6 protein-coding genes are annotated in these 14284 nt (G+C 56.9%); 4 read left to right on the forward strand and 2 right to left on the reverse strand.

Features of this window, described 5'->3' with window-relative positions:
* Nucleotides 1-20 precede the first annotated feature (20 nt).
* On the forward strand, nt 21-1142 hold the full coding sequence (locus VFX97_08820) for an FtsW/RodA/SpoVE family cell cycle protein (protein HEX5703284.1): 1122 nt from the start codon (nt 21-23) through the stop codon (nt 1140-1142).
* Nucleotides 1143-1240: 98 nt separating this feature from the next.
* Here VFX97_08820 and VFX97_08825 read toward each other — a convergent pair whose 3' ends face one another.
* Nucleotides 1241-3007 (reverse strand): tail fiber domain-containing protein, encoded by a 1767-nt coding sequence (locus VFX97_08825; GenBank protein HEX5703285.1) that lies wholly within the window; start codon nt 3005-3007, stop codon nt 1241-1243.
* Between the two features lie 417 nt (nt 3008-3424).
* Complete coding sequence (locus VFX97_08830; protein HEX5703286.1) at nt 3425-7408, reverse strand: thrombospondin type 3 repeat-containing protein; 3984 nt, start codon at nt 7406-7408, stop codon at nt 3425-3427.
* A 265-nt stretch (nt 7409-7673) separates the two neighbouring features.
* Here VFX97_08830 and VFX97_08835 point away from each other — a divergent pair, with 265 nt between their 5' ends.
* The 3 genes from VFX97_08835 (at nt 7674) to VFX97_08845 (ending at nt 13984) form a co-directional block, all read left to right on the forward strand.
* Complete coding sequence (locus VFX97_08835; protein HEX5703287.1) at nt 7674-10100, forward strand: protein kinase; 2427 nt, start codon at nt 7674-7676, stop codon at nt 10098-10100.
* Nucleotides 10101-10111: 11 nt separating this feature from the next.
* Nucleotides 10112-10843 (forward strand): hypothetical protein, encoded by a 732-nt coding sequence (locus tag VFX97_08840; GenBank protein ID HEX5703288.1) that lies wholly within the window; start codon nt 10112-10114, stop codon nt 10841-10843.
* Nucleotides 10844-11350: 507 nt separating this feature from the next.
* Entirely contained in the window at nt 11351-13984 is a 2634-nt protein-coding gene (locus tag VFX97_08845) for an Rne/Rng family ribonuclease (GenBank protein ID HEX5703289.1), read from the forward strand.
* The last annotated feature ends 300 nt before the right edge of the window (nt 13985-14284 follow it).

Raw genomic sequence — 14284 nt, forward strand, 5'->3', positions numbered from 1 at the left:
ATACGTCCTATTGAAGCTCAATGGTTGAAGTTTTAAAGAAAAAAACCTTTCGAGATTTCGATTGGCTGGTCGCAGCGGTCGCGATCCTCATCGTCGCGTTCGGCATCTGGCAAATTCACAACGCAGTGCCCGCGGAAACGTACTGGCAGAAACAGATTCTCGGCCTGGTGGTCGCGCTGGTTGCCATGGTAGCGATTGCGTTCAGCGATTATCGAAGACTGGTGGAACTGGCGCCGATATTTTACCTGCTCGGATTGATTCTCCTGATCCTCGTGCTGATCCCCGGCATCGGCGTAAAAGTGAATGGCCAGCAATGCTGGATTCAATTACCCGGACCGCTCGGCCGATTCCAACCGTCTGAGTTCGTTAAGATTCCCGTAGTGCTGATGCTTGCCAAGGTATTCGGAATGCACCGCACGGGCGCGTTGGGTTGGAAAGAGTTCGCGAAGGGCTGTCTCATTCTTGCGATACCGATTGGCTTAATCCTGCTGGAACCTGACACGGGACAAGCTTTGACCTACCTTCCGCTGCTGGCGATTGTGATCTTCCTTTCGTCGATAAAGATGCGAATCGTCGCCGCGGTGTTGGCGGCATGCATCGTGGGCGCACCATTAGCTTACGTAGTGGGCGTGAAAACGGGAATCCTGAGCGGTTACAAGCTTGAACGCATCAACGTGATCCTCGACCCTGAGAGCGCGGACCGACGCGGCTTCGGCTATCACACATACCAGTCGATGGTCACAGTCGGCGCGGGAGGAATTATCGGTTCGCGCGACACAGAATTTTCGCAAAGCAGCTTGAAGTTTCTCCCTGAACCGCAGACCGATTTTATTTTTGCCGTGACGGCGGAAACCACCGGCTTTGTCGGCTGTCTGCTTCTGCTCGCAGCTTACGCCGTCTTGCTTACCCGCTTAATTACTGATGCCCGCCGGTCGCGTGACCGCACGGGCATGCTGGTAATCATGGCCATTGTGGGCGGCCTGATATTTCAGATAGGCCTCAACGTGGGGATGGCCGTTGGTCTACTGCCGGTCATCGGCGTGCCTTTGCCGCTCATGAGCGCGGGGCTCTCTTCAATGCTCGCCACCTTCATTGCGATCGGGTTCGCGATCAGCGTGCAACTTCGCCGCTTTGTAAATTGAACCTCGTACAGATTCCACTGGTAGCTACAAAAAAAGGCGCAAGTGCTAACGAACAATGTCGTCGGCTCTTGCGCCTTTGGTGAATCGCGGCTAGCCGGCTATCGCCTGCGTCTCCGCGCAGCGGTCTGTAGTTTTAGAACTTCTGCTTTCAAATCAGCGATCTGTTGCTGCTGCTCTTTGATGGCATTGAGCATCGTCCAGACAATCGGATCGTTGTTCACCTGCAAAAAGCCATTGGAATTCGTCGTCACGGCTTCGGGAATCACTTTCTGCAATTCCTGCGCGCCAAAACCGACGTATTCCTGGTCTGATTTCAGGCCGAGCTCGTTGTTCGGTTTGTAATTGTAGCGAAGCGGCTGTAACCGCATCACCGCATTCAGGCCGCTGCTGTAGCGACCCTTGACGTTTTTCAGGCGTTGGTCAGAGAACACCGCCCACGCACCACCGCCAGGCTTGCTCGCCGTACCGTTGACCGAAAGCGTGTCAGTCGGCGCTGACGTGCCGATACCTACATTGCCGCCTGAATCATTCAACGCGAGCACTCCTGTGCTGCCACGCCTGATAAACATACTCTCCTGGTTAGTAAAGATTACCCCCTTCTCGCCGGCGGCCTGGTAAAACCGGACGGCGCTGAAATCGCCGGCAGCGTTGGCGTTATTCGAGATGCGCGCGCCGAGATTCCCACTGGAGCCGAAAACGTCCAGTTTGTCGTTCGGCGAAGCGGTCCCGATACCGACATCCCCATCGGCCGAAATGTCGAGACTGCTGGTTGGCGCGCCAGGCCGAATGCGAAACGGCAAAAGTGAGCCGCTGGTCACATCGCGGACGAAGAAGTTGGCTTCGTTGCCCGCGATGTCCCAAGTTTGCGAGCCGAAGCCGCCGCCAGCGTTCTGTTCGAGTCGAATGTCCGGCGTATCCCCCTCGTTTATGTGCAACGCGAGCACTGGCGTCGCTGTCTTGAGCCCGACTCGGCCCGTGCTTGAGACCCGAAGCGAGTTGGCGGTCGCGCCGGCATCGAACTGAGCGATAATCGTTCCGGTTTCGGCGCCGGTACCCGCATTTCCATGGTCGACAATCCCGAAGTAACTCGAGCCACCTCCGGAGTCGTTCGCCTTAAGGATCCAGTCGTTGGTCGGAAAACCACCCTGAGTACTGGTGTCCAGGAATAGGATGCGAGTGTTGTTCTCCTTCAATCTGACTGTGTCAAAGTTGAAGGGCTCGTTGTTCACACAATCCAAGCCGACGCAGGCGCTGCCCTGAACGACTAGATCGTCGGGAATCACCTGGTCCCACATAAAGAACGCCCGGTGATTGTTCCGAATTCGCTGAACCACTTTCGCAGAAGCCGTGGCTCTGGGAGCCGGTGCAGTCGCCGGTTCTGTCGAAGCCTTCTCGGGGCGCTTCTGCTCCGCTTCGACGCCACCGGGAAGAACAATCGATCCGTTAAATACCGCGAATGATCCGGATTGGGTCATCGTCGGAACGGACGGACGCTTTCGTCCGGCTCGCTCTTCTTCGGGATCGTCATCTTTGCCGCGGGCTTTGATGGCCGCATCTGATGGCGCAGATGCGAGTTGCAGTTCGTACGAATAGACTCCGTCCGGGGGAGCCTCAAAATACTTCTCCCCGATGGCAATGGACGGTGAGCCACCTGCGCTGAGGACTTTTCTAATGGACCGGCCGTCGGGAAAATTAATCGTTAACGTGCCTCCGGCGTTGGCAGCGGTAATGTCCCATCTGGCCGCTGACCCACCACCGCTGACGGTTGCGAGACTACCTCCTGTTTGGCCTGTTGCCGAAATTGCGAGACAGGCCACCACTGCGACCGCGAAAATCGCGGACGCCATTAATCTCAACTTACTCATGTTAGACCTCCTCTTGGTAAGGGAACCGGGGCCTGGGTTGGGCGACAGGGTAAGGTGGGCAAGCGTAACCAGGTCACGATTTCGGTTTTATTTAAGGTAATTTACGTCGCTTGGTGCGTCTTTTAGCAAGGACGTTCAACGATGTCAAGCATTTTGTAACGTCGAGACTGTCTCATTTCAAAATCTCTGTGGGACGCTGCGGAACTGCCTGTGTCTGGGGGTGAATTGTCTTAAAAGGAATTACCCCCGGAGACACCGAGAACCCACAGAGCATGCACAGAGAAAAGCAAAATAAGACACTCCCCAACGGTCTGCCCAAGAGGCCAGGCTCGAGCAAAAAACGAAGGACTGAGTCAGGATATTTCCTGCTCAGTCCTTGTTGTTTTTGCGGCAGACTTGAACGTGTGAGCCGGTGTGTTACTTCCCGGTGTTCACAAACTGAATGCAGTCTCCCTGGTTTTTGAACGTGCGCGGATAGTTGAAGAACTGCCACCCGCCATTCTTACACTGGTCCATATTCGTGGGCGGACCGATTTGAGCATCACAGGCGTCTCCGATTCCATCCTGATCGGCATCAGCCTGGTTGGGGTTAGCCACGAACGGGCAATTGTCGACGGCGTCAAGAACGAAGTCATTGTCGTCGTCGGGGTCACAGGCATTGCCCACGCCGTCGTTGTCGTTGTCTGCCTGGTCGGCATTGACGGTATTCGGACAGTTGTCCGCCGAATCAGCGATACCGTCGCCATCAGCATCGGGACAGCCGGCGGCGTTGACCTGGGTTCCGCTCGGTGTGTTTGGACACTGATCGCTAGTATCAACGACTCCGTCGTTATCGTCGTCCGCATCGCACGCGTCACCAGTGCCGTCTTGATCGAAGTCGGCCTGATCGGTATTGGCGTTATTCGGACAGTTGTCACCATTGTTTACGACGCCGTCCCCATCAAGATCACCGGTCGGCCCATCGTTCGGATTGGGATCGCACGCGTTGCCAATGCCGTCGCCATCGCCATCGGCCTGGTCGGCGTTTGCAACCAGTGCACAATTGTCGGCCGTGTCGGCCACACCATCATTGTCATCATCCGAATCGCACGCATCCCCTTCGGAATCGCCGTCATTATTTGCCTGGTCTGTGTTAGCCACGAACGGACAATTGTCGCTGCTGTCCGGAACAGTATCAGCGTCGGTGTCGAGCGGTGGATTGTTTCCGTTTGTGCCAGCCTCGACGCATCGCTGGATCGGTTCCGGCAGGTTTGAAAAGAAGTCGTAGCCGGTCAACGCTTCGACCGCGTCCACCGTCGTTATGTAGGTCGTCCAATCGGAGTTGGCGGCGTTCGAGTTAGGCATAATCACCGCCAGAGTTCGAGTAGAGCAGTCCACTCGCGAGATATCATTTTCTCCCTTTGGCAGATCCAGCACGACTTTCCAGATGGTGGCCGGAACCGTAACGTTCCCGCCTGCGATCGTAGTCGCGAACCCATTGTCTCCGGTACCACCGGCGCCATAAACGCCCATGACGATATACATCTCGTTAGTAGTTGACACGTCCGCGCGCAGGGCGTCCTCCATGGCGGACCAGGGCCCCTGATTTTGCAACGGCGCTTGCGGAATCATGTTCGTCATCAGGAAGGTTTCCTGGTTGATGGGGATGCGAGTCTGGTGATCGCGGTCTGCATTCGGTGCGTTGTGTCCGCGATTGAATCCAGTCCCCGCATAGTCCCATCCTTGAACGCGATACCAGGATGGATCGACTTTCGGATCGGCACGGAAGGTATCAACACGAGCGAGAGTCCCAAACCAGGAGTCATCCAAATGCCAGCTCACCCAGTTCGGTGTTCCCTTGGTGCTATTGTAAGAAAGGCTAAAGCTGGGCTTCTCCATCAAGAAGTTATTAAAGTCACTGGTTAATGGAGTTGCATTTGACGGATTACCCATTGCCAAGTGGACACTCGGCGGATAAGGGGCCGGCGCGCCAGCACCTACTACCGTAAACGTCCAGGTGTAATCCTCGAAGAGAGTGTCCGTGCCCGCGCCACCATCATCCGAATCGGCATCATGAACCGCCGTCCCGGTGATTGTTACCGTGCACTGTTCCCCGAATTGGAAACTGACATTCGGAGTAACTGCGTAGCTCTTAAGATCGGGGAAGTTGGCTTCAGTGGCGCTGGTATGCGCACCTGTCACGGTGCAGTTAATGGTCCACCAACCAGAGTCGACCGTCACCGGCTCGCTAAAGTTGACCGTAATGGTCGCATCGTACGGGATCGTATTATCGTCAGACCCTGGATAGGTTCCAGACACCCACGGTCCCAACTCGACAATTGGCGCAGTTCGGCGCGGATTCGGCGCTCCCGTTTGGAAGTCGCTCCCATTCTGATCGGAATCGAGCGCGCCGCCGTTCTTCCTGAATATCGCCGTAGTGTTACTCGGCGCGGGAGCATTGGCGCTACCTTCACGGCAGGAAGCTGTCGCTCCGTAACCGACAAAATCCACAATGTCCGGATCCGTTCCCAAAGGACAACCCCCTGCCAGCGTACCGGAATTGCTGACCAGAGCAATCTTTCCGGTCGTTGCCGACATGTTGATGCCGCCGGAAATGTTAGGCGTGGGTAACGGTGCGCCGGTCGCCCCTCCCGAGGCGAGGGCGATCAGGTAGTACTCGCCCGGTCCAATTACTCCGCCAATCGGTTGTTTGTTGGTCCAGGACGTACCCGCCGCTGAAGCGTATTGCAGCGACCAACCGGTAACGCTAACTGTGTTCGCGGTTGGGTTGTACAGTTCGACATAGTCATTTTGGTATGTCGCTCCGCTGTTCCCACCTCCGCCGTACACCTGACTTATCGTGATGTGATCTGCGATAAGAGGAAGCACGCTAAGCACGATGTTGGTGTTGAACGTTCGGCTTTGCGCATCAGTGACCGTTACCGGCAGCGACTTCATGCCGGTCGAATTGTTGACCGGGACCGTGGCAACGAAACTGAAGACGTTGCCGGATCCACCGAACGATTGACTTGACGAGCCTCCAATCTGTGAAAGATCCGCCGTCACCGTTATGCCTGTGCTGTCGGGGTTCTGAGCCCCAGCCACGTAAACAGTCAGAGTGCTCGCCCCCCCCTGGAGGACGCTGCTCGGGTTCGCCGTGCCGTAAGCCGAAAGACCCGTGCAGTTGTTCGTCGGTGACGAGCTATTGCGCGGATTCGGCTCGCCCGTTTCGAAATCATTGGCATTTTGGTTGGTGTCAAAACAACCACCGTTGCGTCTGAAGTTGGCAATCGTGTTGCTAAGACCGGGCGCAGGAGCGGCGCCTTCGAAACAATCCGTCGGGCCATATCCGACGAGATCGACGATCCCGGCTGCGGCCGCGTTAGGACAGGCGGCCGTAATTTGGGTTGTGTTGTTGACGAGTGCGACTTTGGTTGAAGTGGAACTCACCGCAATCGTTCCTGTCGCGTCTGGGGTTGGCAGCGCAGTCGTGCCGCCGGCACCCTGTGATTCTTGAATTAAGAAGTATTGACCAGGCTGGAGGGTGAAATTCGGCAGCGGAGTAACTTCCCACATGCCTGATGTGCTCACAAATGCCTGCACCGACCAACCATTCAGGTTAACCGGAGCACTGCTATGATTAATGAGTTCGATGTAGTCGTGCGTTAACGTGGCTCCGGTATTGCCGCCTCCGCCGTAGACCTGGCTAATGACGACGTCATTGGCTGGCGGTGTGGGTGTCGGGGTTGGGGTTGGCGTCGGAGTCGGTGTGGGCGTTGGCGTCGGTGTGCCGCCGCAGCTGGCTGAGTGAATTCCCAGGCCGGTGACGGTGTCGTTGGCAAACCCATCCCACTCGATCGATGGATCGAATACGTCGGCTCCGTTGGGATCGCCTGCGCAAACAGTCGATTTGCGCCGGATTGTATTATCGGCAGTTGAAGTGAGACCGCTTCCCCACTCGGCCCCGGGGTCGAATCCTACCTGACCGATCACGTCAATAATGGTCGTGCCTTTACGTAAAACGACAGCATCATCGCCGTTAAACCAGCCTGATCCATTTACCTGATCCGCCTGGGCGAGGATCGTCGCGTTCGCTGCACTCTGCGCCAGCACGAAAACATCGCCATCCGCTACCGTTCCAGTAAGATTTATCGTTAATGGGGACGTGGTACTACCGTTGAAGAACATCTGCACGTTGTAGCTGTTCGTGCCGAGGTTTATCGCAGCACCGGTGCCGTTGTAGATCTCAAGTGCCTTATTATTCGAACTTCCTTCAATGTATTCGGAAAAAAATAGTTCTGAAGTTGCAGCATGCGAAGTTTGTGCGGGCCACGTTATATACGCGGTCGCGACGAGGGAAACAAAAGCGATTACGGTGAGGAGCGCACGGATTCCTTTTCCGTTTGGGCGATACTTATTCATAGGGCACCTTTCGATTATCTAAATCTAAATACTTTCGTGTGGATACAGGAATACCGGAGGTCAGAAGACAAAGCCGGCAGGAACGAAGCGAATCTTTTACCAGCATTCACTACCGTGGTCAAGTTTTTACAACCTGGACTAAGTCGAGTTGCAGGACAAATAAGAGCCAATCCGCCTGCCCGTTACACGACGACACTTCATCGGTCAATGTTTTGTGTCCGATCGTCTTGCGCCATTTTCTTTTTGAGAGTTAAATACCGCCTCCATGATCGGCCAAACCATCGGCAGCTTTAAAATTACGCATAAGATTGGCGCAGGCGGCCAGGGCACTGTTTACAAAGCGACCGACACCAAGCTCGGCCGCGCCGTCGTTATCAAAGTCCTGCCGGCGGAACTCACGGGCAAGGACACAAACCTCAAGCGTTTTGATCGTGAAGCGCGTCTCGCTTCTTCGCTCGATCACCCGAACATCTGCACAATTTTCGATCTCGGCGAGCAGGATGGAATGCATTACATCGTGATGCAGCACGTTGAAGGTCGCAACGTGCGCCAGCTTGTGAATGGCCGGCCGCTCGAATTAGACAGCGCGCTGCGGATTGCCGTTCAGGTGACCGATGCGCTGACCGCAGCGCATGCGCGCGGCATCATCCATCGCGACATCAAATCCGGCAACGTGATGGTCACCGATGCGGGCCAGGTGAAGATTCTCGACTTCGGTTTAGCGAAGCTCCTCGACGAAAACGAACCCCAGGGTGGCGGGGTGGATCGGATTGAGTTAACTGAAGTCGGCGTGCCGTACGGCACTGCGACCTACGCCGCTCCGGAACAAGCGCGCGGCGATAAAGTCGATTCGCGCGCCGACGTTTTCTCGACCGGGGTCCTGCTTTACGAGATGCTGACCGGCACCTGGCCTTTCCGCGGGAAGACGACGGTGGAAGTCCGTTACGCCGTGATGAATGCCGCCGCCAAACCCCTGTCCGAAGCGCGCCCCGGGCCGCTGCCCGCGCAGCTTCAGCCGATTCTCGACAAGGCGATGGCTAAGGACCCGCGTGATCGTTATCAGAAGATTTCCGAACTGCGCGATGAGCTGCGAAAAGTTCTGCAGCAGGTTTCGTCAGGCGAGCAATTCGAAGTGGCGGCCGCGCCCGCGCGTCACATGGGCGGCTCGAGCGCCGTCTCGCGCGCCATGCGCTGGTTGAAAAGAATGGGAGGCGGCGAAGTGCATACGAGCGCGCCGCAACTATCTTCCAAACCCGCCATCACGGAATCACCCGACGCTTCCCTCACGACCATTACTGAACGCGAAAAGAAAAGCCTGGCGGTGCTGCCGTTCAAAAACCTCAACAACGATCCGGCTTCAAGCTTTTACGAGTTCGCGCTGGCTGACGCCGTGATAACTGAACTGGCGCGGATTCGTTCGCTGGTGGTACGGCCGTCTTCAGTGATGTCGAAGTACCAGGGCCAACCCGTCGATCCGGCGGACGTCGGTCGCGAGCTGAACGTGGATGCAGTTCTATCGGCGGGTTTTATTCACATCGGCGAGCGCTTTCGCGTGACCGCACAACTGCTAGACGTGCGCAGTAGTGAAATCCTCTGGAGCGATAAGGTCGATGCTTCCGCGGACGACGTGATCGCGGTACAGGACGAGATCACGCAACGCATCGTCGATGGGCTGCGGCTGGAACTCAGTCCCGACGAACAAGCCGGCCTCGAGAAAACCAGGACGGTCAACGCTGAAGCCTACGACGAATTTTTGCGCGGACGCGATCGCTTTGCGCGCTTCATCTTTCGCACCGTGGCGGCGGAGGATTGTGATGCCGCGATTAAGCACTTCACGCGGGCGACCGAGCTGGACCCTGAATTTGGTTTAGCTTATGACGGACTCGGCGCGGCGTACGTGAATCGGGTCTTTAAAGGCCTTGGGGGAGCCGCAGACTTTGAGAACGCTGAAGTTGCCTTCAACAGAGCACTGGCGATCGACCCGAACATTATCGAAGCGCGCATGCTGATGGTTTTCGTGCAGTTGTGGCGCGGGCAGAAAGCGAAAGCGCGTGAAGAAGTAGAGCGCATGCGCCGGCAGGCGCCCAACGAAGCCGTCGTGCATTTTGTGAAAGCAACACTGCACCGTCTCGATGGTGAATACGACCGCGCGCTGCGTGCGTACGATCGCCTGGTGCGTCTGGATCCGGCGTCCTTTGTCGTCGTCAGCTACAACCGCGCGCTGATCTTTCTTTACGAAGGCAAGTTTGAAGAGGCGCAGCGCGAACTCGATCGGGCGCGCTCAGTCGAGCCTAATAACCCCCTGCTGAACACGGTTCGCGCGCTGGCTTTGTATTACACAAAACGCCCGGCCGAAGCTGAGCAGATCCTCCGCGAAGTGCTGCAAGCGAATCCAAATCTTCACGGCGTCCGGCCAACGTTAGCCATGTGTTTGAGTCGCCAGGGAAAACATGAAGCAGCTCTGGCTGAGTTGACCGATTCTGTAATCCGCAATGCCTCAGTCGATCCCGATATCGCTTATGCGGTTGGTTCCGTTTACGCGCTCGAAGGAGATTCGGATCAGGCCTTAGGCTGGCTGCAACGTTCGATCGCCCTCGGCAATGGAAACAAACCTTGCTTTGAAGGCGACCCGAATTTGAAGAACGTGCGCGGCGACACGCGGTTTGGGGAATTGATGAAGAAGATCACCTAACTGAACTCCTAATGAAAAAGTGTCCGAAATGTAGTCGCACCTATGCCGATGACGGGTTCACGTTCTGTCTTGAGGATGGCGCGTTACTGTCCGCTCCCTACGATCCTGAAAAGAAGGAAGAACCTCCCAGTACGATCCGGAGCGGCGGACCGCCTCCAACCGCAGTCCTCCCACGAACCGAAACGGGTGGGCGCGAAGCGCCGGCAACGGTGAAGCGCTCACCAATTCTGTCGCGCCGCGCTGAAACGGAACCAGAAAGCCCGCCAAGAGGGAGTCGGGTAAAGTACATCGTAATTGGTTTGGTCAGCCTGATAGTTATCGCGAGCGGACTCGGCTTTCTTGGGCTCTACCTGGCCGGCGGGTCAAGTTGTCCTAAGCTGGCAATTAGTTGTTCTTCAATCGACACCTCAACGTACTGCGAGCTGCGAGACGATCAGTCTCACGCTTTCAATGACATTCAGGATAAGCCGATCAGCGAAGCGCTTTGTTCCCGCTCGGTAATTCTGCTGCAAGCCGCCGCCCCGCCCGCGGGAGTCACCAAGGTAAGTTGGTCTGTTTCGGCGGGCACGATCCGGTCTAATTCACCGTTGAGCCTCGATGATTCACAGGTCAGCATCGACACGTCGGGACTGGCGGGCAAAACCGTCGACGTTAAGGCCAACGTCACCAGCTCGTCCTGGTTTTGTTCACAGACGGTCTCGACCTCCTTTGTTGTGCCTGCGGGCTTTGCGCCGACTAAGTGACTGAGACCTATCGAGTTCCGCTCTAGTTCTGCTATACTCCTCTCGGCTCGCCTTAGCCGGACATCCGGTTCGGCCAACGCACCGCAAATAGTTTCAATTGCAGTGAATACGGTGAGCAGGGATTTTTGAGGCCGGCATTACGGCCATTTGCACGAACCGCAATCCAGGTTTCAGAGCGCGTCCTATTTGATAACGCTTGGCTCCCTGGCCCAACGAAATTAAGGCTGCGGTTCGACGGAGTTTCCAGTTGAATCAACTCGAAGGCCGCCCGGCTCACCGAGTGGCACTGATTGCAGCGCAGCCTGACTATCTGAGGCTGCCGAGTCCCGGCAAGGGACTCGCGAAAGCGCCTCAGAGCGCGAAAAATTCATTGCCGGCACTTTCTGCCGGCGATTTCCAATCACAAACCAAGCGAAAAACGCGCGTCCCGACGAATCGGGATTCGCAAACCGCACGCTGGACGCACGCGCCCCAAGGGGCGGCGCGCGCGCCGCAGAAAGAAAACCAATGTCAAGAGAGTTAATTGTTAGTGTCAACGGTCGCGAAAAGAAGATCGCGATCATCGAAAATGACCGCGTCACCGAGTTCTACATCGAGCGCGGCGAAGAGAATCAGGGTATCGTCGGCAATCTTTACAAAGGACGCGTGATGCGCGTTCTGCCCGGCATGCAATCGGCGTTTGTCGATATCGGCCTGGAGCGCGATGCATTCCTCTACGTGTCAGACTTCTTTGATGAAGAAGCCGAGTTCGAACGCATCGTCGTGGACACCGCAAAGAAAGGCGACGCCGCCGGAGCCGAGAAAGCTGCGGCCGAAAAGATTGCGCAGGCACGCATCGAGCGCGAGCATCACATCGAGTCAACCCATGAACGCGTTGATCCGCTGCGCGACGCTGAAGCCGATATTGAAACCGAACCTGAATCTGAAGCAGTGGCCGAAGCCCCTGAAGAAGAAACCGAAGAGACCGGGGCTCGTCGTCGCGGCCGTCGCGGCGGACGTGGCCGGAAACGCGTAACGAAAGCGGAAGCCGAGCCTGCGCGTGAAGAACGAAGTCTAATCCCGCACGCGGTCGAGCCATACGATACGCCGTTCGTTTCGTCGGCTTCCTTTGAACGCGTGAGCGATGACGAAGGCCTCATTAATGGCGAGATGCTGAAAGACGCGCGGCTGCAAGAACGCATCATGGATGAAGTCCATGCCGCCGAATTCGATCTGGAAGATGTGCCGAGCGCGCCGGTGGGATCGCTCCTGGAAGACCTCCGTGAAAGCGGTGAATTTCAGCGGGTGGCGGACAGCGAAGATGCTGAAGTCGCCGCAGCACGGCCGCGAGCCATCGAAGAAGCTCATGTGCGCGATTTTGTCGACGAAGTAGTTGACGAAAGTTCGCGCGGCGCGGCCTTTCAACGAGTCAGCGACGACGAAGACGCGTCGGCCAATGTCGAACCAATCTCTGAACCTCCATCACCGCCGTCGAGCACGCGTTCGCGGCGAAAAACGGGCGTCATCAGCCGGTTCTTCAAATCAAAAAAGGTTGAAGAAACTTCAGACGAAGCCGGAACTGGTTCTGAGGATGCCGCGAGCGAAGAAATAAACGCTGACGGGGGCGCCAGCCTTACAAGCGGGCGCGCGCACGAAGAGTTTGCAACCCGCCGTGGTGGAAGGCGGCGACGAAAGCCAAAGACGGCCAGCAGCGCGGAGACTGAGGAGACCAACGGCCAGGAAGTTGACGCCGACGTTGTCGAAGCCGAGGAAACTCTGCACGAGGAAGAGTCGCAACCAGTTGTCGCAGCCGAGCCTGAATCCGATGTGAACGAGACTGAGGAAGAATCTGGTCCTGCGGCGCGAACGGGTCGCCGCACCCCTCCGGCGCCGCGCGGCGGTCCCCGCCGCCGTCACCCGCGACACGAACGCAAGCAAGTCGCGATCAGTGAACTGCTTAAGGAAGGCCAGGAGATCCTCGTCCAGATCGCGAAAGAGCCGATCGCCAAGAAGGGCGCGCGCATCACTTCGCACATCGCCCTCCCCGGCCGCTTTTGCGTTTACATGCCGACGGTCGAACACCTCGGTGTCTCGCGCAAGATTGATTCCGACACTGAACGTTCGCGCCTGCGAAAGCTAATCCAAAAAATTCACGCCGAAGAAGATGTGCCGTCAGGAGGGTTCATCGTCCGCACCGCCGGTGTGGGCGCGAAAGAGGACGAGCTGCGCGCGGATGCGCGTTACCTGATTCGCACTTGGCAGGACATGCGGCAGAAAGCCGAGAAGTCGAAAGCCCCGAACCTGGTCCATCGCGATCTCGATCTGGTGCAGCGCATTTTGCGCGACCAGCTTTCCGAAGACTTCAGTGCGATTCGCATCGACAACGAAGAGGAATACGAGCGCGTTGTCGAATTTGTGAACCGTGTGCAGCCGAAGCTGGTCAAGCGCGTCAAGCTTTACACGCGCGATGAGCCGATTCTCGAAAATTTCGGGGTGCAGGCTGAGATCGACAAAGCGATCAAGCCGCGCGTCTGGCTGAAGTCCGGGGGTTATCTCGTCATCAATCAGACTGAAGCTCTGGTTTCGATTGACGTAAACACGGGCAAGTTCGTGGGCCGTGGAGCGACGCGTTTGGAAGACACGATCACGCGCACGAACATGGAAGCAGTCGAAGAGATTGCGCGCCAGATTCGGTTGCGCGATCTGGGCGGCATCATCGTGCTCGATCTGATCGACATGGAAGAGCGTCGTAATCGGACGCGGGTCATGGCGGCTTTGCAGGACGCTTTGCGCCGGGACAAATCGCCCACGAAAGTTCTTTCATTCAACGATTTCGGTTTGGTCATCATGACGCGCAAACGCGTCAAGCAATCACTCGAGCGCACCTTGTGCTCGCCGTGTTCGTATTGTCAGGGCGCGGGTTTGGTGAAATCGCCGCAGACGATCTGCTACGAGATTCTCGAACAGGCGCGGCGACTGTCGCGCGAAGGTGGGAGCGACGGTTCGCGCCAGGCCATGCTGCGCGTCAATCCGGAAGTAGCCCGTGCGCTGCGCGGCCCTGAACGGGACGTGTTGAACGAGATCGAGGACTATCTCGGCTCAGTCGATGTCACCAGCGATCCGCGCGTGCATCAGGAACAGTTCGATTTTGCTTTTGCGTGATTTGGAGTGCGGCGGCTCGGCGCCGCTTTCCGCTCAGGCGAAGTGTTTTCCGGAGCTAACCAATAAAGCGCCGTCCCTAACGCTCGGGCACTGCCATGGCCCAGCCCCGCTTGCGGCTAACTAATCCTTTACAGAGTCCAACCCGCCTAGCTAAAATAATCGAAACGCAGATAGCCCCACCGGCGTTTTGACGGTTCCCCCGCAGAATCCCCTTTGTTTTTGACGCACCTGTGCGCCCGACTGCGAGTTGCGTAAATGGGTTCTCCTTTCTCAAACTTCTGTTCCGGCGCTGTCTCTCCA

This window comes from Pyrinomonadaceae bacterium (assembly GCA_036277115.1).
Taxonomy (GTDB): domain Bacteria; phylum Acidobacteriota; class Blastocatellia; order Pyrinomonadales; family Pyrinomonadaceae; genus UBA11740.

Bases quoted from the DNA above. Each gene is read 5' to 3' on its own strand.
- VFX97_08820 (HEX5703284.1), top strand. From the start codon at position 21: ATGGTTGAAGTTTTAAAGAAAAAAACCTTTCGAGATTTCGATTGGCTG.
- VFX97_08825 (HEX5703285.1), bottom strand. From the start codon at position 3,007: ATGAGTAAGTTGAGATTAATGGCGTCCGCGATTTTCGCGGTCGCAGTG.
- VFX97_08830 (HEX5703286.1), bottom strand. From the start codon at position 7,408: ATGAATAAGTATCGCCCAAACGGAAAAGGAATCCGTGCGCTCCTCACC.
- VFX97_08835 (HEX5703287.1), top strand. From the start codon at position 7,674: ATGATCGGCCAAACCATCGGCAGCTTTAAAATTACGCATAAGATTGGC.
- VFX97_08840 (HEX5703288.1), top strand. From the start codon at position 10,112: ATGAAAAAGTGTCCGAAATGTAGTCGCACCTATGCCGATGACGGGTTC.
- VFX97_08845 (HEX5703289.1), top strand. From the start codon at position 11,351: ATGTCAAGAGAGTTAATTGTTAGTGTCAACGGTCGCGAAAAGAAGATC.